Source organism: Shewanella algicola (assembly GCF_014648035.1).
Classification (GTDB): Bacteria; Pseudomonadota; Gammaproteobacteria; order Enterobacterales; family Shewanellaceae; genus Shewanella; species Shewanella algicola.
The window spans coordinates 1-26,194 of the sequence record NZ_BMQI01000041.1; the positions used below are offsets into that span (position 1 = coordinate 1).

General features: G+C 43.1%; 18 protein-coding genes and 1 pseudogene. 10 read left to right on the forward strand and 9 right to left on the reverse strand.

From position 1 onward, the window contains the following. Window positions 1-61: 61 nt before the first annotated feature. The 5 genes and pseudogenes from katB to IEY42_RS16060 form a co-directional block, all read right to left on the reverse strand. A pseudogene (gene katB, locus IEY42_RS16040) lies at window positions 62-607 on the reverse strand (catalase KatB); the annotation flags it as partial. A gap of 277 nt (window positions 608-884) precedes the next feature. Next, a complete protein-coding gene (locus IEY42_RS16045) occupies window positions 885-1,127 on the reverse strand; it encodes a YgjV family protein (RefSeq protein WP_188918706.1) in 243 nt (80 codons plus the stop codon). Window positions 1,128-1,329: 202 nt separating this feature from the next. Then, complete coding sequence (locus tag IEY42_RS16050; protein ID WP_188926181.1) at window positions 1,330-1,767, reverse strand: PaaI family thioesterase; 438 nt, start codon at window positions 1,765-1,767, stop codon at window positions 1,330-1,332. 116 nt (window positions 1,768-1,883) lie between these two features. Continuing rightward, window positions 1,884-2,552, reverse strand: a complete 669-nt coding sequence (locus IEY42_RS16055) for a helix-turn-helix transcriptional regulator (protein ID WP_188926182.1) — start codon at window positions 2,550-2,552, stop codon at window positions 1,884-1,886. Between the two features lie 416 nt (window positions 2,553-2,968). Then, window positions 2,969-3,583 carry a DUF2238 domain-containing protein gene (locus IEY42_RS16060; RefSeq protein WP_188926183.1) on the reverse strand — a complete coding sequence of 205 codons (615 nt, stop codon included), beginning with the start codon at window positions 3,581-3,583 and terminating at the stop codon, window positions 2,969-2,971. Between the two features lie 201 nt (window positions 3,584-3,784). Here IEY42_RS16060 and serA point away from each other — a divergent pair, with 201 nt between their 5' ends. From serA to IEY42_RS16105, 9 genes are all read left to right on the forward strand, one after another. Next, the gene (gene serA / locus IEY42_RS16065; RefSeq protein WP_188926184.1) at window positions 3,785-5,014 is read left to right on the forward strand and encodes a phosphoglycerate dehydrogenase; all 1,230 of its coding nucleotides are present in this window, start codon (window positions 3,785-3,787) and stop codon (window positions 5,012-5,014) included. A gap of 161 nt (window positions 5,015-5,175) precedes the next feature. Next, entirely contained in the window at window positions 5,176-6,138 is a 963-nt protein-coding gene (gene ygfZ, locus IEY42_RS16070) for a tRNA-modifying protein YgfZ (RefSeq protein ID WP_188926185.1), read from the forward strand. Between the two features lie 425 nt (window positions 6,139-6,563). After that, window positions 6,564-7,268: an ABC transporter ATP-binding protein gene (locus IEY42_RS16075; RefSeq protein ID WP_188926186.1), complete on the forward strand. Its 705-nt coding sequence runs from the start codon at window positions 6,564-6,566 to the stop codon at window positions 7,266-7,268. Between the two features lie 4 nt (window positions 7,269-7,272). Beyond that, on the forward strand, window positions 7,273-9,825 hold the full coding sequence (locus IEY42_RS16080) for an ABC transporter permease (RefSeq protein WP_188926187.1): 2,553 nt from the start codon (window positions 7,273-7,275) through the stop codon (window positions 9,823-9,825). Further along, window positions 9,822-10,961 (forward strand): lipocalin-like domain-containing protein, encoded by a 1,140-nt coding sequence (locus IEY42_RS16085; RefSeq protein ID WP_188926188.1) that lies wholly within the window; start codon window positions 9,822-9,824, stop codon window positions 10,959-10,961. The genes IEY42_RS16080 and IEY42_RS16085 overlap by 4 nt, the downstream gene beginning before the upstream one ends. 335 nt (window positions 10,962-11,296) lie before the next feature. Beyond that, entirely contained in the window at window positions 11,297-13,780 is a 2,484-nt protein-coding gene (gene napA, locus IEY42_RS16090; protein WP_188926189.1) for a nitrate reductase catalytic subunit NapA, read from the forward strand. Window positions 13,781-13,814: 34 nt separating this feature from the next. Next, window positions 13,815-14,549, forward strand: a complete 735-nt coding sequence (gene napG, locus IEY42_RS16095; protein ID WP_188926190.1) for a ferredoxin-type protein NapG — start codon at window positions 13,815-13,817, stop codon at window positions 14,547-14,549. Further along, window positions 14,546-15,460 carry a quinol dehydrogenase ferredoxin subunit NapH gene (gene napH / locus IEY42_RS16100; protein ID WP_188926191.1) on the forward strand — a complete coding sequence of 305 codons (915 nt, stop codon included), beginning with the start codon at window positions 14,546-14,548 and terminating at the stop codon, window positions 15,458-15,460. Before napG ends, napH begins: the two co-directional genes overlap by 4 nt. Beyond that, on the forward strand, window positions 15,457-15,882 hold the full coding sequence (locus IEY42_RS16105) for a nitrate reductase cytochrome c-type subunit (RefSeq protein ID WP_188926192.1): 426 nt from the start codon (window positions 15,457-15,459) through the stop codon (window positions 15,880-15,882). Before napH ends, IEY42_RS16105 begins: the two co-directional genes overlap by 4 nt. Before the next feature lie 94 nt (window positions 15,883-15,976). On the opposite strand, the gene IEY42_RS16110 is transcribed toward IEY42_RS16105, so the two are convergent. Then, window positions 15,977-16,129, reverse strand: a complete 153-nt coding sequence (locus IEY42_RS16110) for a hypothetical protein (protein ID WP_188926193.1) — start codon at window positions 16,127-16,129, stop codon at window positions 15,977-15,979. Window positions 16,130-16,223: 94 nt separating this feature from the next. Here IEY42_RS16110 and IEY42_RS16115 point away from each other — a divergent pair, with 94 nt between their 5' ends. Continuing rightward, window positions 16,224-17,114, forward strand: coding sequence for a LysR family transcriptional regulator (locus IEY42_RS16115; protein WP_188926194.1), 891 nt, complete (start codon window positions 16,224-16,226; stop codon window positions 17,112-17,114). Between the two features lie 445 nt (window positions 17,115-17,559). On the opposite strand, the gene fusA is transcribed toward IEY42_RS16115, so the two are convergent. The 3 genes from fusA to IEY42_RS16130 form a co-directional block, all read right to left on the reverse strand. Then, window positions 17,560-19,653 carry an elongation factor G gene (gene fusA, locus IEY42_RS16120; RefSeq protein WP_188926195.1) on the reverse strand — a complete coding sequence of 698 codons (2,094 nt, stop codon included), beginning with the start codon at window positions 19,651-19,653 and terminating at the stop codon, window positions 17,560-17,562. Between the two features lie 343 nt (window positions 19,654-19,996). Next, entirely contained in the window at window positions 19,997-21,376 is a 1,380-nt protein-coding gene (locus IEY42_RS16125) for a diguanylate cyclase domain-containing protein (protein WP_229780108.1), read from the reverse strand. A gap of 199 nt (window positions 21,377-21,575) precedes the next feature. Continuing rightward, a complete protein-coding gene (locus IEY42_RS16130) occupies window positions 21,576-26,129 on the reverse strand; it encodes an ATP-binding protein (protein WP_188926196.1) in 4,554 nt (1,517 codons plus the stop codon). Window positions 26,130-26,194 lie beyond the last annotated feature (65 nt).

Consider the following 26,194-nt stretch of genomic DNA (forward strand, 5'->3'; position numbering starts at 1 on the left):
GGATGGTATTAGGTGATCGGCTTAGAGGGTATTAGGTGATCGCGATGCATGAGAATATGCAGTCAGACATCAAAATAGTCACTTGATGCATCGCCTCTGGGTTTAGCGCCCAAAAGTCCCACATAGCTTGTGGATCTTTTAAATTGGTTTGTGGATGACGTTTTTGGGTGTGGATAAAGTCTGGAAACTTAATACCATCACGAATAAAAAATGTTGGGGTGTTATTACCTACAATATCGTGATTACCACGTGCGGTGTAAAAACGTAATCCAAATCCGCGTGGGTCGCGCTCAGCATCAGCAGAACCCATTTCACCGCCCACTGTCGAGAAACGCACAAAGGTTTCTGTTTGCTTACCAACACCATTAAAATGGTCGGCAATAGTATATTCGCTTAAATCTTTGGTTAAAGTAAATGTGCCGTATACACCGGTACCTTTTGCATGCACAACACGCTCAGGAATACGTTCGCGGTTAAAGTGAGCAAGCTTTTCAATTAAGTGCCAATCTTGTAATAGAAGCGGCCCACGCTCTCCTGCTGATAATGAGTTTTGATCGTCTGCTACTGGAGCACCGTTTTGACTTGTTAAATAGTTAGCCTGATTCATGTTTTGCTCCTACGCGTGGTCTGTTATCCACTGTTCAATTATGTCGTAAACTGTTGCCATGATGATTTTCCTCACTCAACTCATCAATCGATGGAGCAATAATAAACGTGCAGCGCAATTAGATAAAACGATTAAAATAGATGACCGCTAACGATAAAACAGATTAAATGGGTTAAACGATGCGACTTGCATTAAAAAAACAGATTGGATGCGAAGGAGTAAATTGTCGGTAATAAAAAAAGCCAACATCTGCATGTTGGCTTATATACCCAATAGATTATTGATTATCGGGTGCGGGGGCTCGATATAACTTAACCAGATAATAAAGATCGATCAGTACAATGAAAAAGTTAACCAGTGCCACCGGGATAGCGTCAATGGCTAAACCATATGCCACAAAAAGCCCTGCACCAATCAAGTTCCACCAGCGTAATTTTTTAATGTCTGACATCATCAACGAAATCGCGACAACAACAGAAGCCAAATATCCAACCCATTCCCAGATATTAATACTGTCCATGGATTCTCCTTAAAATAATAGATTTGTCACAATACCGGCCTGCTGTTATCTGTCTATGACAGCCAGACGATAAATACATGACAACAAATTAAGCAAAAACCTTATAAAATCATAAAAAATATAAGGTTAGGGTTTTGCTTTATCGTTTATTCCCCAAAATAAACCGCGCTGCGCTTATGATCCCCAGATCAATAAGTGTAGCTTAGCGTTCAACTACTGCAGCTGTCATACGTGAAATACAGCATAACTCGCCTGCACTATTGCGGATTAATATTTCCCATACAGAGCTACGCTTACCAAGATGTACTGGTTTAGCGATTGCCGTTAACTCACCATTACGTGAGGCTTTTAAATGGTTGGCGTTAATTTCTTGGCCAACACAATAGTAGCGAGTAAAGTCGACCACAAAATTAGCCGCATAACTGGCAACCGTTTCAGCTAACGCCACATTAGCGCCGCCATGTACAATCCCTAACGGGTTATGTACCGAGGGGTTAGCTGGCATGGTTGCGACCATATAATCATCGCCAATCTCGGTAATTTTAATGCCTAGAGTTTGCATTAATGTGCCTTTTCCCTGCATCCCTGCATCTAAACGAGCACAATCTTCTAAGGTGAAATCGTTAAACCAAATACTCATGACAGCTTTCCATTTTAGTTGTTAATAATCCTAGTGTACTGTTGTGATTAACATTTTTAAAGATAAACAAAAAAGGAGCCGAAGCTCCTTTGGTTTAATCAATATTACCATCTGTTTTAGCTGACTAATTCGCAGTGACTTTGATAAGTCTGGGCCCAACGTAATAGTTCAACACGGTTACGCGATTCAGTTTTTCTAAAAATAGAAGAGATATGCGCTTTAACCGTATGCTCACTAATGCATAAACGCTGAGCGATTTCTTTGTTACGTGCGCCACTCGATACTAACTGAATAATGGTACGTTCGCGGTTTGTTAGCCGTTGCATAATGGCTTCAGTTTCTTCTGTTAAATCAACATTGGTATCTAGTTGTTGTACTAAACGCCTAAAAATTTTGCTAATCAGCGGTCTGTCATACCACAGCTCATCTGAAACCATTTTGCGTAAGCCGGTTAACATCAAGTCCATGCGTTGGTCGCTATACAATAAGCCGCGCACGCCAAGCAGCAAGGCTGATTCTTGATCGAGCGAGCCGCGTTCAACTTGGTAAAGTGCCACTGGAACATGGTTGACTAAGCGTGAAGCCAGCAAAGGGATGCCTTTAGCGTCAAGCGCTGCACCCTTTTGTGAAATGAGATAAAAGTTATTCGAATTTTTATCAAGTTCAAGCTCAGCAGCATGCTTAACAATCCGGGTTTTTAAACCGATTGATTCAGCTAAAATCGCTAAATGACATGGTGAGGCTATTTGATGTAAAAACACCAATTCATCGATATTAGAACTCATCACTCTTCTCCCTGAAAAGCTTATTTTGCTCTTTAACACTTGAGCACATCCTGAGCAACATTCTATACGTAAAGCTCATACCTTGACTAGCCTTAAGTCTTAAACTTGCCGACTGCTTATTGTTTATTTTACTTTGCATTTAATACTTTAGAGTAATAACACTAAGCAGTGCCATGGTCAGCAAAATTAACGCTAGACCGCTAATTCGCTCAAATAAGTTGATGTAATCAGGTGCGGTTCAATTAACAAACACCGTTCTCATAAAGCAATCATAGTAAATTTTTGCTAGTGCATAGGATTATTATGTCAATCAAAAGTATGAATAAGTCGTAAGACTGACAAGCAGCACACTTTTATCAGCACTGGTCTAATGTATCACCTGGGCTGTAATAACAAGCTTGAAAACTCAACAAGCCTTACTGTTTAGGCTTAGCCATTATTTGCGTAATCTGTTTATTGTGAAGCGGTGTCAGCAATAACAATGCCGTTATGCCGCCAATTAACGCTAAAAACATATCAGACTGTGTGTCCCAGACGTAACCTTGAGTCCCTAAAAATGCTTCGGCATTCTCACCTGTCGCTGCAGCAACCCACCATTCGATAAGCTCATAAAAAGCAGAAAACGCCAGCACAAAACACACTGCCAAAAATTGGCACCAAGCACCGATTTGCATCACCTGCTTACGAATAAAAATTTCTCGCGCCAAAATGACCGGAATAAACCCCTGAGCAAAGTGACCTACTTTGTCGTAATTATTACGTTCACTGCCCATTACTTGGGCTAACCAATCAAATAGCGGTACTTCAGCATAGGTAAAGCGGGCACCGACAAATAATACGCAGCAGTGAATCAAAATAAGCCCATAAGCCAGTGACGTCAGCGGGAAGCTTTTACGACTAAAAAACAAAATGGGTAACGCGATTAACGCGGGGATAGCCTCGAGCCACCAGGTGAACATATCTTTAGGATTACTCACCGACCATAGCAATACCATCAGGTAAATAGCCATCCATATTACGCGCATTTTCATCCTAAATTCCTTATCTACGATATTGTTCTTAATTTAAAATATTACTTTAGCCATCTAGCCCTCCACAAGCTCTAAAAAAAGTGCTACTTTGGCATTGCGTCGGAAGTCCGCATTTATATCATAACTATCAGTATATGCATTAACACAAATCGTATATGCATTAGCATAAGCACCATTGAATGATGAGAGGGTACCCATATCATGGCGAAACACTCGCTTGACAAGGATAAAATTAAAATCCTGCTGTTGGAGGGCGTACACCAAACTGCGGTTGATGTACTTGAACGTGCAGGTTACACCAATATTGAATATCACAAAGCCTCGCTAGGCGAAGAGGCGCTACTTGCTTCGATTAAAGATGCTCACTTTGTCGGGTTACGTTCCCGCACTCAGCTTACTGAAGCAGTATTACATCACGCTGAAAAACTCGTCGCGATTGGTTGTTTTTGTATCGGCACTAACCAAGTTGATTTATCGACCGCTGAAAAGCTGGGGATCCCCGTTTTCAATGCACCGTTTTCTAACACGCGTAGTGTTGCAGAGTTAGTGATTGGCGAAATCATTATGTTGATGCGCGGTATTCCACAACGTAATGCGATTTCGCACCGTGGCGGCTGGTTAAAGAGCGCCAGCGGCAGTGTTGAAGTTCGTGGTAAAACTCTAGGTGTGATTGGTTACGGCCATATTGGTACTCAGCTAGGTATTTTGGCTGAAACCTTAGGCATGAGAGTCATTTTCTTTGATATCGAAGACAAGTTACCACTGGGTAATGCTTCGCAAATTCATTCAATGGACGATTTACTCGCTCAAGCAGATGTTGTGAGTCTTCACGTACCTGAAACGCCACAAACTAAAGATATGTTTGCTAAAGCTGAATTTGCCAAAATGCGTCAGGGCAGTTTCTTTATCAATGCTTCACGCGGAACCGTCGTTGATATTGAAGACCTCGCAAGTGCATTAAACTCAGAACATTTAGCTGGTGCAGCAATTGACGTATTCCCAGTTGAACCTAAATCAAATGACGATGAATTTATCACGCCATTACGGGGTTTAGACAATGTACTGCTTACGCCACACATTGGTGGTAGTACTGCAGAAGCGCAAGAAAACATTGGTATTGAAGTGGCTGGTAAGTTAGTTAAATACTCAGATAACGGTTCAACCTTGTCTGCGGTTAACTTCCCTGAAGTGTCTCTTGCACAGCACCGTGGCACCTCACGCTTATTACACATTCACCAAAACCGCCCTGGTGTGTTGATTAAAATCAACCAAGCGTTTTCTGAAAAAGGCATTAACATTGCCGCTCAGTACTTACAAACCACTGCTGAAATCGGTTACGTGGTGATGGAAGTCGATTCAGATCAAGCTGAAGAAGCGTTAGTTGAACTTAAATCAATTGAAGGCACTATTCGTGCTCGCGTATTGTTTTAATCTCACAACAAATTAACTGGGGTTAATTAAGTTGTTCAAAAAGCTATCTTGTGCACAAGGTAGCTTTTTTTATTGCCTTTAAACCTCAACCCTCTGTTGAGTATTGTGTTAATCCGTTACACTTCAAACCATATCGTCTTATTCTTTCGTTAAGGATCGTTATGACCATTTCAGCAAGCCAACCAGATTGGGACTTCATCGCCACCTCTCCAGAATTAATGTTATCCAGTTTATCTCATATGGGGTTAATCGAAGTCACCGGTGAACAAGGTCGCAGCTTTATTCATGGCCAAGTCACCACCGATATTACCTCGTTAACGGCAGACCAATGGAAATGGGGCGCACACTGCGATCCTAAAGGCAAAATGCTAGCCAGCTTCCGCACATTTGCCATTGCAGACAGCTTGTTTATGCTTATGCCAACATCAACCCTTGAGCTTGATTTACCGCAACTCAAAAAATACGCGGTATTTAGCAAAGCTGAGCTCAACGATGTCAGCAGCCAGTATCAAATTATTGGCGTTGCGGGCAATGAGGCACAAGCATTTATCACCCAGCAATTTGGTGATGTATCTGCAGCGTTAACCTTGGTTGATGGTGGTGCGATATTACGTGATGGTCAGCGTTTTATTCTCATCATTGCTAATGATAAAGCCGCGGCATTAATCAGTGCCTCACAACAAACATTGGTTGACGCTAAAGCGTGGCAAGCATTAGAAATCAAAGCTGGTTACCCTAATATTGACGCAAGCCACTCGGGCCAATACGTTGCACAAATGTGTAACCTGCAAGCCATTGATGGGATCAGCTTCAATAAAGGCTGCTATATGGGCCAGGAAACCATTGCCAGAATGAAATACCGTGGTGGTAACAAACGTGCACTGTATATTTTGTCGGGCACCACCAGCACAACCATTAACACCGAAACCCAATTAGAAATCGCCTTAGAAGATGGTTTCCGTCGTGGCGGTAATATTATTGAGTGCGTACAGCAAGGTGAAAATATTTTGCTGACTGCTGTATTGGCTAACGATACCGAAAACACTGCAAATCTGCGGATTGCTGATGATGAAAGCTCACAATTAAGCATTATTGAACTGCCATATTCATTAGCCGATGCTTAATTAAATCAGCATGTTAATCTATTAAAGCGAGCCTTAGGTTCGCTTTTTTTATTTTGAACATTTGCGCTTTATATAACGTATATTGTTGTTATACCATTGCGCGTTAGTAAATGATCTCTCAGCGAGAATTTAAAAGGGCTTAAACAAGGCGAATGACTGAATGAATAGTTGTTCTCTTTCGAAGTCATGCAACGCAGTGTAAGCCCTTTTAAAACTCGCCTGAAAGGAATGCCCCAGCGGATTTTGCTTTGCGTTCTCGCTATTTGAAAGGGAACAACCATGACTACATAGCGACGCCTTAATCAAAAACCGCTGGATGCATTCTGAGTGGTCACTTATTAATGCGCAATGGTATTATGATGACATTAAGCGGTTTTATATGACTGCATTAATGGCGCGGTAACCACATTCGTTATGGAGCGACTATGACCAACATTGTCACCTTAGAGAACATCAGCAAAGGATTTCGTGATGGTGAATCATTCCATTGTGTGTTGCAACAGGTCAGCTTAACCCTAAAGCAAGGTCAAACCATTGCATTAACGGGTCCTAGTGGCAGCGGTAAAAGTACCTTACTGAACATTATTGGTGGCTTTGAAACTATCGACAGTGGCGACATGTTAATCCGCCAGGGTGACACGCTGCATTCGGTGACTCAGTGGCAAGATAAGCACTGGAGTCAATATCGCCGCCAATCACTTGGAGTGATATTTCAGCAGTTTAACTTACTGACGCCCCTTAATGTCCGCGACAATATTCAATTTTCATTGGCTCTCAATCAATTAAGCTGGAGCCCCTGGTGTGACGAATTATGCCACCAGCTTGGACTGACACCACTGCTCGAGCGCAGTGTTGAAAACCTTTCTGGCGGACAGCAACAGCGAGTTGCCATTGCACGCGCCTTAGCACACAAGCCGCAATTAATTTTGGCCGACGAACCCACAGGTAACCTTGATCAGCACGCCGGCCTGCAAGTAATGCAATTGCTGACCGACTTAGCTAAACAAGCCAATTGTTGTATTTTGATGGTGACTCACAGCGAAGAGTGTGCTCAGTTTATGCAACATCGCTGGCATGTTGAAAACCAAAAAATTGTCGTCAACCCTGCCGATAGCCAGCTGCAAGGGTAAGCTAATGAAAACAGACGTATTTGCCACTCGCCGCTTATTACTGTGTTTGCGCTTGTTTGCCAGCCATTACCGCCATGCACCTTTACAAGCCAGTGCCATTTTACTCGGTATTATGCTGGCCGTGACTTTACTGATTGGGGTGTATGCCACGAACGCCAATGCCAAACAAAGCTATGGCAATGTGTCAGAACTGCTTAGCAAGCAAGCCAGCGTATCCATTAGTCACCTCACACAAGACACGATCAACGAAGCCATTTATTTTACGCTAGCCAATGCGGGTTTTGACGCAATAGCGAGTATTGAAGGCGTGGCGACTGATGAGCAAGGGCGCTTATGGCGAGTCAATAGCAGCGATATTATTGCCGCGATAAGCACAGGCTTAGCCCAAGATGAGCAAGCAAGCTCATCAGTGGCTTCGGTCAATATCCCGCTTGCCGAATTGCTCGCAGGCCAACCCAAAGTATTGATGTCAGCAAGTCAGCAAGAGCGCATCAATAAGGTGACCAATCAATCACAAACTATCACCTTAAATAATATCCCGCTAGACATAGTCACCATTGATGAGCAATGGGGGTTAGGCTCAGCCCTACTCGCCGATATTTCGTTAGCGCAGCCACTGCTTAACATGCAAGGCAAGCTGAGCTACATTGCGGTATTCAACGCAGATAAATCTGAAACCGACAGTGAGCTAATCACTCGTCTCACACACACCTTAACTCAAGCTGGCTTCGACAGCAGCCAGTTACGCTTTACAACACAAGCTAGCGAGGGTGAGTCTCTTAGCGCGTTAACGGCCAGTTTTCATTTAAATTTGGATGCCATGAGCATGTTGGCGTTTGTTGTAGGCTTATTTATTGCCTACAACGGCGTGCGTTATAGCTTAATGAAACGCCAAAAACTGTTAGTGCAAATTATGCAGCAAGGGGTTGATCGTCGCACAGTAATGCTTGCCTTAAGCATTGAAATCATCAGCTTAGTGTTTATGGGTTGTGTGTTAGGTTTTATTGTTGGCTTACAATTGTCGCAATGGCTACAGCCCATGGTTGCCCTTACACTAGAGCAGTTATATGGCGCTAAACTGTTGCCGGGTAACTGGCAATGGCAATGGTTTGCACAAGCACTTGTCCTGACATTGTCTGCCGCCTTTGCCGCTTGCATCCCAATGCTGCTTAGCTTGGTCAATACCCCACTTGCACAGGGCGCACAAAAACAACCGCAAAATAAACAATTTAATATTATTCATCGACGCCAGTTTATTATCGCAGTGATATTGTTATTGCTGTGCACCGTCGCTTTCGCCTTTACCGAACAATATCGCCATAGCTTAGTGTTATTAGGCGCCTTAGTCGTCGCCATCCCACTATTATTGCCACAATGCCTACATTGGGTAGTAAACCTACTCAGTGCAGCCATGCCCAAAGGATTATGGCAATACGTAGTTGCCGAAACTAAAGAGATTATTGCCCCACTTGCCCTCGCCATGATGGCTATATTACTGGCATTGTGCGCCAATATCGCAATGAACACTTTGGTTGGTAGCTTTGAAATCACCTTAAAAAAATGGCTTGATGCACGTTTGCATGCTGATTTGTATATTAGGCCAAACCCGAATCAGATGGAGGCGTTAATTAAACTGCTGGCAAAGGATCCTAAAGTAGAGGCTATTTATGAACAATGGACCGTGGACAGCAGCCTAAGTAGGGCAGAAACACCGCAAACTCAAGTGCCTATTAACCTAGTCAGTCGCGACCATTTATCGTTAACCGACACCACGGTATTTAAAACAACCGCAGATAATTTTTGGCCAGCATTTACTGCAGGGCACAGCATTATGATCAGTGAGCCATTGTCGATAAAATATCAGCTCAATATTGGCGATAAAGTACAATTATCACAACTGCAACAACATACATTAACCGTTGGCGCAATCTATTATGATTATGGCAACCCTAAGGGCGAAGTCCTTATTAGCCAGTCATTATGGCGACAATCTCCTCTGCCAACAAAACCTTTCAGTTTGGCTGTCAATTATCAAGGTGAGCTAAGCACATTACAAAATAACATAAGTCAGCAGCTCAACTTATCATCGGCGTACATGTACAGCCAACAGCGGATTAAAACCGAAGCCATTACCATATTTAATAAAACCTTCTCAATTACCGTCGTGCTCAACAGCTTAACGTTATTAGTTGCCGCAATTGGTTTATTCAGCGCTTGCGTGATGCTCACCCAGGCAAGACAAGCGCCATTGGCGCGTTTATATGCTCTCGGCGTGAGTCGCAATCAATTACGATTAATGGTCGTAGTGCAAATGCTATTTATTGTATTGTTAACCTGCCTCGTGGCATTACCAATGGGCGCATTGCTAGGTTATTTATTGATCCATAAAGTGACCTTACAAGCCTTTGGTTGGAGTATTGCGATGATTTGGGACTGGGCAGCTTATGGTCAGGTTGTTGTTATCGCGATCATCAGTTGCTTACTGGCGGTGAGCTTACCTTTATATTGGCAAACCCGAAAACCCTTAATATCCAGTTTACAACAGGAAGCACTATGACCTCTGTTACAGGTAAAAAAGTGTTCAGTATCAGCTTAGTCACAATGGCCTTTGCCACTTTGTTATCGGCCTGCTCTCCTGCGCCAGAGACTCATGAACAATCTACGACTATTAGTAATATGTCAGCACAATCATCGGCTGGCTACAGTGAAGTTGTACAAGGTAAGGTTTTGCAGTTTCCACGCGATCATTTAGCCCACAATGGCTACAAAATTGAATGGTGGTATCTAACCGCAAATTTAACCACCAGCAAAGGTGAAGATGTTGGCGTACAGTGGACCCAATTTAGGATCGGCATGACGCCGCCAACCGAGCAACTGGTAACAACTGAAAACGACTGGAGCAGTAATCAACTATACATGGCCCATGCAGCTATCACATCAAAAGATGAGCACCTTACGGCTGAAAAATGGTCACGAGCACACCCTAAACTTGCCAGTGTCAGCCCTTCCCCCTTTACTGTGCACCTGCAAAACTGGCAATGGAAAAGTCAGTCTAATGATCTGTTTCCGGCAACATTAACGGTCAACAACCCAGCATTTCATTATCAGCTGCAACTCAGTAGCCAACAGCCTGTGCAATTACAGGGCGATAATGGCTACAGCAGTAAAAGTGCCGATCAGGCTGTCGCCTCATATTATTACAGCCAACCCTTTATTGATGTAACAGGAGAGATAACTCGCCATGGCGTCACCGAAAAAGTCAGCGGTAAAGCCTGGTTAGATAGAGAGTGGAGCTCGCAATTTCTCACTAAAGCACAACAAGGATGGGACTGGTTTTCACTTAGGTTAAATGACGACTCAACTTTAATGGCCTTTAGATTGCGTGGCGACACAGAGCAAGATCATTTCTTTAGCGCTAGACGTATGTATGCCGACGGTAGCGGCCGTAATATCAACAGTCGTGATAATCCAGGCGATATAGATATGCAGCCTACACAGTGGCAACAAACCGCGCTTGGTAAGCATCCCATTGCTTGGCGTATTCGTATAAACAGCGAAGCCATTGACCTGACAACCCAAGCCGTTAACCCCAACAGTGACATGCTAGTGTCCACCTCGTACTGGGAAGGTCCCATTAATATTCAAGGAAGTCATCAAGGCAAAGGTTATATGGAGTTAACGGGGTATCGTTAATTGTAAGGGCTACCTATAAAGAGATTTATCTTTACGATTAACGTAAATCGGACTGCCTGATAACCTTAACTTAAACCAACTGTAATTCTTCAATCGTCGATAAAACCTGCACCCCATACGCACTAAGCTTTACAAGCAATGTCTAAAACAGGATTGCCCTAATTGTTAAAGTGAGATTTACATCACGCGAAAAAATGTGACCTTGAACAACTATCAACCACTATACCCATTCAGAGGTATACCCATAATAATAGTAAGGTCTAGACTTATTTTCATCACGTCACCTCCAATGACTATCACGCACCAAGAACAACATTCTAAGAGTGAGGAACACCATGAGCATAAGCCGTCGCGAGTTTTTAAAAGCCAACGCCGCTGCCGCAGCAGCATCGGCTGTGGGTATCGCTATTCCAATTAATATGGTTCACGCCGCAGAAGGTAAAACGGACATCACATGGGATAAAGCCCCATGTCGTTTTTGTGGTGTCGGCTGTAGTGTATTAGTTGGTACCAAAAATGGCAAAGTTGTCGCAACCAAAGGCGACCCAGAAAGCCCAGTCAATAAAGGCCTAAATTGTATTAAAGGCTACTTCTTGTCAAAAATCATGTACGGTAAAGACCGTCTAACAACGCCATTGCTTAGAATGAAAGATGGCAAATACGACAAAGAAGGTGACTTTACTCCTGTCAGCTGGGATGTCGCATTCGACACTATGGCTGAAAAATGGAAAGCCAGTCTTGCCAAAAAAGGCCCAACTTCAGTAGGTATGTTCGGTTCAGGTCAATGGACAGTTTGGGAAGGTTACGCAGCATCAAAATTACATAAAGCAGGTTTTTTAACCAATAACATCGACCCTAATGCACGTCACTGTATGGCATCTGCGGTTGGCGGGTTTATGCGTACCTTTGGTATTGATGAACCAATGGGGTGTTACGACGATATTGAAGCCGGTGACAACTTTGTGCTTTGGGGCGCTAACATGGCAGAAATGCACCCAATTTTATGGGCTCGCTTAACTGACCGTCGTTTAAGCCATAAAGACGCCAAAGTACATGTGTTATCAACCTATGAAAACCGCAGCTTCGACCTTGCTGATAACCCAATGATTTTTAACCCACAAACTGACCTTGTGATTTTAAACTTCATTGCTAACTACATTATTCAAAACAATGCGGTAAACAAAGACTTTGTTAGAAAACATACTAACTTTGCCCTTGGTGTAACAGATATTGGTTATGGTTTACGTCCGGAGCACCCATTAGAGAAGAAAGCGAAAAACTCTGGTAACGGTGGATCTAAACCAATTAGTTTTGAAGAATATGCCAAGTTTGTGAGCACTTATACGGCTGAATACGCCTCAGAAATGAGTGGTGTTCCGGTTGAAAACCTCATTACGCTAGCCAAAGTTTATGCCGACCCTAAGCAGAAAGTCATGAGCTTATGGACCATGGGTATTAACCAGCATACTCGTGGTGTGTGGGCAAACAACATGCTTTATAACATCCACTTATTAACCGGTAAAATTGCTACCCCAGGCAATAGTCCATTCTCGTTAACAGGTCAGCCATCAGCTTGTGGTACTGCACGTGAAGTCGGTACATTTGCTCACCGCTTACCAGCAGACATGGTCGTTAAAAACCCTAAGCATCGTGAAATAACCGAAAAACTTTGGCAATTACCTGCAGGCACAATTCCACCGAAGCCGGGTTATCATGCCGTGCTGCAAAGCCGTATGTTAAAAGATGGCAAATTAAATTGTTACTGGACCATGTGTACCAACAACATGCAAGCCGGCCCAAATATTAACGATGAGATTTACCCTGGTTTCCGTAATCCAGAAAACTTTATTGTTGTGTCAGATCCATACCCAACAGTCAGTGCTATGGCTGCCGACCTAATTTTACCAACCGCAATGTGGGTTGAAAAAGAAGGTGCATACGGTAACGCTGAACGTCGTACTCATATGTGGCATCAACAAGTTAAACCACCAGAAGGGGCCACATCAGATTTATGGCAGATGGTTGAGTTTTCAAAACGCTTTAAAGTGTCAGAAGTATGGCCCGCTGAATTAATCGCCAAGCAACCAGATGTTGCTGACAAAACGTTATACGACGTGTTGTTTGCTAACGGTGAAGTCAACAAATATCCGGTTGAGCAATGTAAAGGCGCATACAACGACGAAAGCGAGCACTTTGGTTTCTATCTGCAAAAAGGTCTATTCGAAGAATATGCCAAATTTGGTCGCGGCCATGCTCATGATTTAGATGCCTTCGACAATTACCATGAAAACCGTGGTAAACGCTGGCCTGTCATTAACGGTAAAGAAACCTTACGCCGCTTTGTTGAAGGTAGCGATCCTTATGTTAAGGCTGGTGAAGGCTTTAACTTCTACGGTAAGCCAGATGGTAGAGCGGTTATTTTTGCCCTACCTTACGAGCCTGCCGCAGAAGAGCCAAACAAAGAATTCGACCTATGGATGTCAACAGGCCGTGTACTAGAACATTGGCACACTGGCTCAATGACAGCCCGCGTACCTGAGCTGCAACGCGCTTATTCTGATGCTCAAATCTTTATGCACCCAGAAGATGCAAAATCACGTGGCTTAAAACGTGGTGACGAAGTTATTGTTGCCTCTCCACGTGGTGAAGTTAGAACACGTGTTGAAACTAAAGGCCGTAACAAGCCACCTCAAGGCTTAGTATTTATGCCGTTCTTTGATGCGCGCCAATTAGTCAACAAACTGATACTCGATGCAACTGACCCGCTGTCAAAAGAGACAGACTTCAAGAAGTGTCCTGTAAAAGTGATGAAGGCTTAGTCAATAGTTAAGTGCATAAACGGAAAGTCATGTTATGAGCAAAGCAAATAGCAAATTAGGAAGTGTTAACGGTGTAAACCGTAGGCAATTTCTGGCCACAACAGCAAAAGCCAGTTGCGTGATGGGCATGGCCGGATTGGGGCTAACAACTGTTGCCACCCAATCTAGTCAACTTGACCCATTTGCTATTCGCCCGCCAGGTGCATTGGCAGAAGACGATTTTCTCTCAGCGTGTGTTCGCTGCGGTTTGTGCGTAGAGGCTTGCCCCTACGACACCCTCAAACTGGCGCGCTGGTTTGACGGCGCAGCAACAGGCACACCTTATTTTACTGCGCGTAACATTCCATGTGAAATGTGCGATGACATCCCTTGTGTTAAGGCTTGCCCTAGCGGTTCGCTTGAACACAAGTTAGACAACATCGACGATGCAAAAATGGGGATTGCGGTTCTCATTGATGAGAAAAATTGTCTTAATTATCGAGGTTTACGCTGTGATGTCTGTTATCGGGTTTGCCCATTAATAGATAAAGCCATCACATTAGAGCTGCAACGTAATGAGAAAAGCGGTCATCATGCAATGTTTTTACCCACTATCAACCCAGATGTATGTACGGGATGTGGCAAATGTGAACATGCCTGCGTGACAGAACAAGCAGTGATAAAAGTATTACCAAGCCACATAGCACTGGGTAAAGCAGCTGCTCATGATACTTACCAACACACCGAAGAAACCACACTTGAGATGTTAAATAAGGGGCTGTCTTTATGAGCAATCAACATCGTTCAGCCTCTAAATCAACCACACGCTTTGGCCATGCAGCTGTCACAGAATTAGGATGGTGGCGAGCACACCGCTTCCTTATTTTGCGCAGATTGTCGCAACTTAGCGTGCTGAGCTTATTTGCCATTGGTCCTTTTTTAGGTTTATGGCTTTTTAAAGGTAATCTCTCAAGCAGTTTATTACTGGACACTATTCCATTAAGTGACCCATTAGCAACCTTGCAAGTGCTGATGAGTGGCCACTGGCCAGAGCTAAGCTTATTACTCGGCGCCGTTATCGTAGTAGGGATTTATGCTCTACTGGGTGGCAGAGTATTTTGCAGCTGGGTATGTCCAGTTAATATCATCACAGATTTAGCCAGCTGGACTAGGCGTAGATTATCTCTGCCTCGTACTAGTGAAATACCGCAAAATCTGCGCTACTACATGCTAGCACTTGTGTTGATATTACCTATCCTGACAGGTTTTACGGTTTGGGAATGGTTGAACCCAGTACCCATCGTCTATCGTGCACTATTATTTGGTGCAGGGAGTGGATTATGGATATTGGCAGTGATTTTTTTGCTCGACACCTTTGTGGTTGAACGAGCATGGTGTAGCCATTTATGCCCGACAGGTGCGTTATTTTCGCTGATAGGTAAAGTTAGCCCAGTAAAAATAGCTGCCGTAAGGGCTGAAGCATGCGACAACTGTATGGACTGTTTTACTGTTTGCCCTGAGCGCCAGGTACTAAAACCTGTGCTTAAAAAAGGCAGTACTCAACCCTTTATATTAGACAGTGACTGCACGCTTTGTGGCCGTTGTATTGATGTTTGTGTACCGCGCGTATTCCAATATAAAAACCGATTTAATTCAAAATACTCGAACAGAATTCCTCTTAAGGTGGAGAGCAAGTTATGAAAAAATTAATCACTTTAGCAGCCGTAATGCTAGCGATTAGCGCTTACTCAGGTCAGCAAGCACATGCCAATCCAGAACCAGTAAAATTATCGTCTCTTGCTGGTGACTCGCAAGTAACAGATGTGCGCCCTGCTGACGAAATGCCGGTTTACCCAAAACGTGGCACAGCGGTAGAACGTACTTTTGTACATCAACCACCGATTATTCCGCATAAAGCGACCTATTCAATCAGTACTGATAAAAATGGTTGTTTAAGCTGCCACAGTTGGGATAAAGCTAAGCGCATGAAAGCAACACCAGTCGATACATCACATGTGATGGACGACAAGGGCACTGTAAAAGGTATGTATTACTTTTGCGACCAATGCCATGTACCACAAGCAGAGAACAAGCAGCAACTGATAGAAAACACCTTTAATTAGTCTACTTCCCCCCCGATTAAGACTTTACCGCTTGCTTGCAAGCGGTTTTTTTATCTTTGCGGTTTATTAAATAATACTCAATAAAAAACCCAGCTTATGCTGGGTTTATTGTTTGTTGCGTTTGTTGTGTTACCGGTGAACTCGATTCAGCAACGCTTGCTCTTTTATTCGATGCTTGGTTTTCTTGTTCCATTGGCATCGCTGCTTGCCACAATGCGCCAACCCATAAACTTGATGTTGTTTTCATGATGATTACTCCGTTTCTGTTAACGAGTTCAAAGTACTGGATTGTGGTTTATCAGTAAAATGAATAATTAATTCTTACTAGATTCCAAAATGGCATGAATATACCAATCAAGAGCTTACGCTGTTTTCTGACCATTGTTGAGGCAGAAAACTTCACCAGAGCCGCACAAAAGTGCTTTATGACTCAACCTACATTGAGCAAAATTATTCAGCGTATAGAAGACAATGTTGGCGAACAGTTGCTGATCCGCAATAATCAAAGTGTCGAACTGACTCAAGCTGGTCGTATTTTTGCCCAAAGTGCGCAAGAAATATTAGGTCACTGGCATCGTCTTCAAGAAGACATGAGCAATTTACGTGGGTTAAAGTCAGGTGAGCTGCGACTCGGTGTATGCCCAATGATGAGCAGTCTTATTATTGGCCTACTGACACAATTTAGGCAAAAATACCCTGGTATCTCAGTACAAATGTACGAATACGGAGGTTTTGGCTGCGAAAAGGCGTTAATCAATAATAGCCTTGATATCGCGTTCACTGCACTGCCAACAACCCATAAGCATGAGTTAGCGAATCAACCATTAACTAAATATCCATTACTTGCCTGCTTACCTGAAGGGCACCCATTGACGCATAAAACTCATATCACCTGGCAGGACTTTGAGGCATACCCTTTTATGTTATATAACGAAGACTTCTCGTTAGCCAAATTGATTAATCGACTTAGCCGCAAAGCGGGGGTTCAGCTTAATATTGCCTTTCGAAGTGGTCAATGGGATTTCTTAGCTGCGATGGTTGAGGCCAATATGGGGGTAGCCATATTACCAGAGCCGATTTGCCAGCGCTTAACCACAAGTAAACTGGTTTTCAAACCAATACAGCCCGCCATGACATGGGATCTTGCGCTAATATGGCGTCAAAACCTACCGTTAACGCCACCTGCTCAAGCATTGTTAACCCTCAGTAGCTCTGATAGTAATCGGCTGTAATACCATTCCGCGTTAGTAAATGATCTCTCTGTGAGAATTTAAAAGGGCTTAAACAAGGCGTATGACAGAATAGTTGTTCTCTTTCGAAGTCATGCAACGCATGTGTAAGCCCTTTTAAAACTCGCCTGAAAGGAATGCCCCAACAGCTTTTGCTTTGCGTTCTCGCTATTTGAAAGGGAACACCATTACTACATAGCGATGCCTTAATCAAAAACCGCTGGACGCATTCTGAGTGGTCACTTATTAATGCACAATGGTATAATATTGATACTAATGCATGACACCAATTCGCATGATACTAATCCGCAGTAAAATTGCACTTTTTGCGAAAATGCCAGGATTTGGTACTACCTGAGCAAACACTATCAGCGTAGCTTCAAACCGCTTATTGCAGGCATAAAAAAACCGCTGCCTAGGCAACGGTTTTTATTAGTGCAGTTAAGAATTACTTCTTAGCTTCTTCTGCTTTACGCTCTTTAACTTGAGCAATAACTTTTTCAGAAACACTATTAGGACATGGTGAGTAGTGAGCAAATTCCATTGAGAATTGGCCACGACCTGAAGTCATAGTACGTAGTGAACCGATATAACCGAACATTTCTGATAACGGTACGTCAGCTTTAATACGAACACCAGTCACACCAGCCATTTGATCTTTGATCATACCACGACGACGGTTTAAGTCACCGATAACATCACCAACGTTGTCATCTGGGCTGAATACGTCAACGTTCATGATAGGTTCAAGAAGTTGCGCACCGGCTTTAGGCATAGACTGACGGAATGCACCTTTAGCAGCGATTTCAAACGCGATAGCTGACGAGTCAACTGCGTGGAAAGCACCGTCAGTTAGTTCTAGTTCTACGTCTAACACAGGGAAACCAGCAACAGTACCGGTGTTCATCATGCTAGCAAAACCTTTCTCAACTGCAGGCCAGAATTCTTTAGGTACGTTACCACCAACAACTGATGATTTGAACGTGAAACCAGTGTTTTGCTCACCAGGACGGATAATATAGTCAATCTTACCAAACTGACCAGAACCACCAGACTGTTTCTTATGCGTGTAGCTATCTTCAGTCACTTTAGTGATAGTTTCACGGTAAGCAACTTGAGGCTCACCAACAATTAGGTCAACACCGTAAGTACGCTTAAGAATGTCGACTTTAATGTCTAAGTGAAGCTCACCCATACCTTTAAGGATGGTTTCGCCTGAATCTTCGTCAGTTTCTACACGGAAAGATGGATCTTCTGCAATCATTTTACCGATAGCGATACCCATTTTCTCACTGCCACCTTTATCTTTTGGCGCTACAGCGATAGAAATAACTGGCTCTGGGAATACCATTGCTTCAAGAGTACAAGGATGTTTAACATCACATAAAGTGTGACCAGTTTGAACATTCTTCATACCAACGATAGCGATAATGTCACCAGCTTGTGCTGAATCTAATTCGTTACGCTCATCTGCTTGCATCTCAACCATACGGCCAACACGCTCAGTTTTACCAGTAGCAGAGTTAAGGATGGTGTCACCCTTCTTGATACGGCCTGAGTAGATACGTACGAATGTTAATGCACCAAAACGGTCATCCATAATCTTGAATGCTAATGCTTTTAATGGAGCATCTGCGTCAACGATTGCGAATTCGCCAGTTTCGTTACCTTCTTCGTCAGTTAAAGGTTGTGGATCAACTTCAACTGGATCAGGTAGATAATCAACAACTGCGTCTAGTAATAACTGCATACCTTTGTTTTTGAATGCGCTACCACAGTATGTTGGGAAGAATGCCATTGTACGAGTACCAGTACGGATACAACGCTTAATGTCTTCCATTGATGGCTCAGTACCATCCATGTAAGCTTCCATTAGGTCATCGTCTTGCTCAACAGCAGTTTCGATTAACATTTCACGGTATTCTTCTACCAGGTCAACCATGTCTGCTGGAACATCTTCGATTTTGTAGTTTTCAGCTTGTCCAGTTTCGTCCCATACCCACGCTTTGCGAGTTAATAGGTCAACAACACCTGTAAATTGGTCTTCGATACCAATTGGTAGAACCATAACCAGTGGGTTAGCCGCTAAAACGTCTTTAGTTTGCTTAACAACACGTAAGAAGTCAGCACCCATACGGTCTAACTTGTTTACGAAGATGATACGCGAAACTTCAGAATCGTTAGCATAACGCCAGTTAGTTTCAGACTGTGGCTCTACGCCGCCTGAACCACAGAATACACCGATACCGCCATCAAGCACTTTAAGAGAACGATAAACTTCAACTGTGAAGTCAACGTGGCCTGGGGTGTCGATAACGTTGAAACGGTGATCGTTCCAGAAACAGCTTACTGCTGCTGACTGGATGGTAATACCGCGCTCAGCTTCCTGTTCCATGAAGTCAGTGGTTGATTCACCATCATGTACTTCACCGATCTTATGGATCTTACCGGTTAGCTTAAGGATACGCTCGGTGGTCGTGGTTTTACCCGCGTCAACGTGAGCGAAGATACCAATGTTTCTGTATTTGGATAATTCGGTCATGATTCAACTTTAATGATTAGTTTAAGAAGTAGACGGAGCATGCGAAAAAAACCGACACACCGCACATCAGGTTATTAAGGCGCATATTGTAAATTGGAACCTTGCTGGGCGCAAATGGCTGGTGCAATATTTATTTGTTTTTAGCAGAAAAAACACAAAAAAAGTGCAGTTATTTTCTATAAAACAATAGATTAAAAAATAATAGATTATTTTTTAATCTATTATTTTTTTTCATTTAAAATTCATAAAAATGGTCTTCTAGGAGAAAAACGACGTAATTATCGTTAATGACACCAAAAAGACATGATGATTTTAGAGGGGGTTCATTAAGGTTTACGCAAAATTAAGCACAACAATATCGATTACGACCTGTTCTTTTAGCTTGTAATAACGCCATGTCGGCACGTTCAAAACAAAGTTGAATTGCTTCGTTTTCTCCGAGCATGGCAATCCCAAAACTGCAGGTGACCTTAATATTGTTATCAAATGAAAAATCTTGAAGTTCTTGGGCTATTCGCTGGCACAACTCTTTGGCACCTTGAATGTCAACATGTTGGCAAACAATAACAAATTCTTCTCCTCCCCAGCGAGCCACAACATCACCATCGCGAACCGATGCTTGCAACACTTGAGCAACCTGTACCAATATTTTGTCGCCCACGACATGACCGTGCATGTCATTAATGGCTTTGAAAAAATCGATATCGATGATCACAAGACTCACACGGTCATTGCCATATGCACGCTCGTCGTTCAAAAAGGTTTGGTTGAAATAATGTCGGTTATACAATTTAGTCAACGGATCGTGTTGCGCTAAAAAATCCAGGTCGTTGTTTTTTCTTTCTAACTCATGCTGCAATTTTTGTAGTTCTTTATTATTTTCAGTAAGATGAAAGTTGTACTTAGTGACACATACCGTCCGATAAAGTAAAAAGAGAATAAACAGTCCTAAAGCGCCAATGACTTGAAAAACTAGGCTGTAATCTATGTCTTCAACCACTGTGATGTTGTGCCATTTTTTATAAATCGCGATATGATCAGCATGAGTGATTTTTGCAAGTCCGGCATTAATTTGCTGGAGTAAGCCTTTTTTTGCATGGATGACCCCTACTCTGAGCTCATCTTCTGGCCCACCCCACCCGGCAATTTTTAACGATGTCAGCCCATGCTGCTGAATATAGGCATTTACTGAAAACATAGACCCTACAAACACGTCAACGTCGCCATTAGCAACCTTTTCCAGCCCTTCTCTTTCTGTCTTAGCCAGCATTGTATTGATATGAGGGTAAAACTGTTGAATGTATTCAACTAATCGATAATCCTTCGGGATGGCAAGCGTACGTTGACCAATATGTTCAAATCCTTGTAAAAAAGGCTGAGTTTTAAGAGAGACTAATACATTAGGCGATTTAAAGAATACATCACTAAATGACAGGTATTCGTCGCGTTTAGGGGTTTGATTTAATATAGGCGTCAGTTCACACTCACCTTGTTGCAGTAGTTCTAAACTCTGCCGCCAAGATGAAGTAGGTACCAACTCAAAACGTAAATTAGTATAGTCGGCTAGGAGATTGAGGTAATCGGATGAAATGCCAGTATGACGTCCGTCTATAATAGCCTCGTAAGGCAGCCAATCTGGGTCAACGCAATAACGGATCATCGGGTTACTTTGCGAGGTAGCCGAAATAGCGGCTTCTGCAAAAGCAAAAACGGATGGCGTCATGCCAAGACCAATGCACATACATACGAATATGCGGAGTGTGTTGAGTAATATCATTCTCTTACGATTAAACAATGCCTACACCCAATTGTATTTGGACGAAAAGTGTACCTCGTAAAAAGTGTAGTATATACCAACAAAAGTATGACAAAAAAATACCCGCCAATTGGCGGGTATGTTATTCAACAATCACGAGTGCGAGTTAAGCCTCAACAGGCGATATCACAAACAGTAAGTCACCTTGCGAGACTTGTTGACCATTGCTATTGAGAATTCGCTCAATGCGATACTTTTGATCTTCAGGATATAACACACCGCTTTGACGGTTAAAGCCGGCTAATGTGACCTGAGAGAACATCTTCATCGCTTCCATCAGCGCAAGCGTTTGCTCTACCGTTACGATATCACCTTCTTTAACAAAGTCGGCCTCACCAGGCGCTGGAGAGGTATAGAAAATACCTGCGCCTTGTGCCAAGACTTTAAGCTCGTTACTTTCGCCAACACGCAAAGATTCAGTGTCCACTGGCATAGCTTCTGCAGCAGCTTCCATTTCAGCAATCAATGCTGGAATGTCTAACTCAGCCATTAAACGTGGTAAGTAGTTAGTGTCATACACACCTTCGTTGAAAGTCGGATCTTTAAGGATCAACTTTAACAACGGTATGTTAGTCGCAATACCTTTAATGACTACGCTGTCTAAGTAAGCGTACATTTTAGCCACGACATCGGCACGGTCTTTACCACGAATGATAATTTGCGCGATTAAGCTGTCGTAATATGGCGATACTTCTTTACCGGCTTCAGCAATCGAGATAATTTCGACATAGTCACGTTGTGGTATAACGCATTCTGTAATCTTACCTGGGTTAGGGATCAACTGCAGAATACCTTGGCTATCAAGCGCCGCTTTTTCTGCAGTGACACGCACTTCCATCGCATAACCTTGCTCAACAGGCTCTAACTTCTCAATTGAACGACCAGCGGCAATATCAAACTGAGCACTCACAATATCAATACCAGAAGTCGCTTCGGTTACAGGATGCTCAACCTGCAGACGTGTATTCATTTCCATGAAGTACACTTCATTTGCGTCAAGGTTATAAATAAACTCAACCGTACCCGCGCCCATGTAATCAGTTGCATCACCTAAGGCACGAGTGTATTCCATCACACGTTGCTTAAGCTCTTCAGGTAACATTGTAGAACCAGACTCTTCAATCACTTTCTGGTTGTTACGTTGCACTGAACAGTCACGAATACCCAACACTTTGGTATTACCAAACTTGTCACGCAATAACTGCACTTCAATGTGGCGTAAAGAGGTAACGTATTTCTCTAAATACAAGTCACCATTACCAAATGCTGCCGCGGCTTCGGTTGCGGTTTTTTGGAATAAACCAATCATGTCTTCAGAGCGCTTAACAACCTGAATACCTTTACCGCCACCACCTTGTACCGCTTTAAGCAGTACTGGGTAACCAATTTCAGAGGCCACGTTTACCGCTTGTTCTGCGTTGGTCAAAATACCGTGACTACCAGGCACTACTGGCACGTTGTGCGCCTGTGAGGTGTGGATGGCGTTAGACTTGTTACCCATGGTTGTCATTGAGTGCACACTTGGGCCAACAAAGTTAACGCCGTTGTTCACACATAATGCAGCAAACTGTGGGCTTTCAGACAAGAAGCCAATACCTGGGTGTAATGCGTCTACATCTTCATACTCAGCGACTTTTAAGACTGAGTAAGCATTAAGGTAACTTTCATCTGATGTGTTACCACCAATACAAACTAGTTTATCGTTTTCTTTCAGCATGTCTGCTGGTACTGAGGTCATGTCAGGATCTGACGCCACTAATACCACATTGATATTGTTATCGTGTGCTTTACGGATCAATTTAACCGCAGTACAACCACGAGCATGCACTAATACCTTGTCGATTGGCTTCATCAAAGTACGTGGATCATCTTGCACAATCTCTTCTTCTACTTCTACCATTTCTGGCACAAGTGAAGATAATGCTTTGCTGATCACCTCTTCAATATTAACCGTGGGTAACGGCATTAACGGATCAATTCCAGATAGTTGTGTATCTAGTGTTTCGCAGAATGGGTTATGCACCAATGCCGTCATCGCGCCCGGTACTTTAGACAAGTAGTTAGATAGCGTTGCTGTTGACGGTAAATAAGCCGGTACTACCATTTGGCCTGCAAACGGCATGTTAGTGCCAGACAAGTAATAGGTTTGCACTAATGGGTGAGTCACAAAACTCGCCTGCGCACCACCGGTACAGTCGCCAAAACCAAACATCAATACAGGTAATTCGTTATCACGAATAAAACGCGTAATACGGTCGTTAACTACAGCCATTGAGAATAGCGCCGCAGCACCTTCTTTAGTCTGCATACCACCAGAGCTGATAAAGCAAATCACCGGTAACTTGCGCTTAGCACATTCAATTAATAACGCGCTGAATTTCTCAGCACTGGCCATATCAAACGCACCCGCTTGGAATGCCGTATTTGAAACCGCCACACCTACGCGCAGCTTAGTGCCATTGTTATCAAAATCAGCTAAGCCGGTAATCAAACCACAAGGACGGATCTTTTTATCAATGGCATCTTCAATCGATAAACGGAATCCTGGGAAGTTAAGCAAGTTAGCAGACATTTTGTCGGCATCAACTTCGTCAAAATTAGTAAAGAACTGTTTGATGACATTTTCCCAACCCATCTTGCCTTGCTTTTTCTCTTCGCGAAGCACTTTTTGGATCAGTAAGTCTTGGTAACCCATGGTCAAGCGGTTCCAGAAATCCTTACGACGACCAATACGCACAGGGTTAATTGTGCCGGTGTATTTGTCGTGATCTTCTTCACTGTCAAAATACTCAGGCAACAAACGTTCAAAGAAGTAAGTTAAAATAACGAATAATGAATCGTTTAGCTGTGGGAAACCCACGCTCTTCCATTGCTCTACCCGTGTTAATAGTTCAGCACGGTTAGATTGATCCATAAAGTATTTAAGCCACTTATAGAACTTGTTCTTGTCGTTGGCTTTGTCGTTAGTTGATAACGCATGGTCGATAGACTTATGTAATAGCTTATCAACAGATTCGCGAGACAAGCTTTTAGACATCATCGCTTCTTTCGAAATCGACGCTAAGCTACCCACCACGTTGTCATATAACGCGTTAAAAATCAGCACATTATGGCACTGCCAAATAAAGTCTTCGCGCAGCTCATCGTTAACCACGACATCCAATACCGTCAATTGGTTTAGCTCAGGCCATGGCGCTTGAGTTGTCGACTTTGGTAATGACTCTAAATACTTAATTAAACCATTAAAGTTGTTTGCTGCGTTACTCTTCCAACGGTGATACAAAGACCAACCAATGTTAAATAACAGAGCTTTACGTGCTTTTTTGTAGTTTTCTTTTGGTTCACCCAAAATAAAGCGCGTAATCATGTTACGTTCAGTTGATATTTCACCACGTTTAGCACTAAAAGTGGTCCAAAGCTTGTTAAGCTCTTCGTCGTAAACCAGTTTGTCAGGGTTAGTTAACCATGCCTGGAATACACGCTCTTGCTCTTGCTTAATACGCTCTAGCAAGTCACCTTCAGGTACGCTAACTTTAGATAAACGACCATACTGCTCTAGCGAAATCGATTGAATACGACTACGCAGCGTTAGGTAACGCAAATAACGATACGCACTACCAAAAATATTGTGGTACATGGTCGGGTCACTGGCGACCGATAAACGAGTATTATTTTCTAGCGTTAGCAGGTTTTTAGACGGCGTTAAGAAACGCTGTAAACTGCGGTCGTAATGCTCTTTTAAATCACTAGAGTCGCGCACGAAGTTGATTGCTGCACGCTCTACAGCTTCAATAGAACTAATAATGGCGCGGCGCAAATTATGCTGACGCTCGTCTTTATCCGACGGAGAGAAGTCGACAATGCCGTCAATACAACCAGAGGTATATAACTCTTCTGGCGATACACCTACAGACTTGGCACATTCTTGCCACGACAAGTTGTACTTGCGCGCAATGCTTTGTAGACCTTGCGGTTGAATCGTGTTGAAAATACCATCACGAACCGACAATAAAATGTTAGCTGCAGCTAATGGAATCGCACCACCAGAATAACCTGCACCAATCACAATACCGACAGTAGGAACATCAACATTGGCACTTTCTGCAATCGCTTTTGAAATGGTGTGCGCTTGGTTTTGACTGTTCGCGACTTCACCCGCATCAGCACCTGGTGTATCAATTAAGTACACAATAGGCATCGACAGCTGAGCAAAGTGACGGATCGCTTTACACGCTGCGAGGTGATGCTCAGGCATCCACGCGCCATTGGCGGTTGTACGCTCTTGAGCAATAAACCCGATACGACGAGTACGCGTACCAAAATCAAGCTCAACTTCTGCACGATAAAACGGGCCCGCATGACTTTCGGCAATAATTTTGCCTTTCAAGTCTGCGATCATACGCTTCGCACCTGGGCGGTTTTTATCCAGTGTTGGTTGAATGACTTTAGTCACGTAACCGTCAACATCTAAAGACGCTAAGCTTTTTAAATTAGCTTGTATTGCGTCTTCATTTAATAGTCCTTTCACTTCTTCAGATAAACTCTGCTTGTTATGAGCAGGAAATAATGAAAAATCTTTAGCCAAGTGTTCAGCTTGTAAGAAAAGTGGGTCAGCCGATAGTGCTTGAGTCTTGTTAGCGGGCTGCTTTTTGCTGGTCATCCTTAGATCCTCTGCTTATATAGCCTCTGAAATTTTTTATAGCTCGTAAATATAACTTTGTTAGT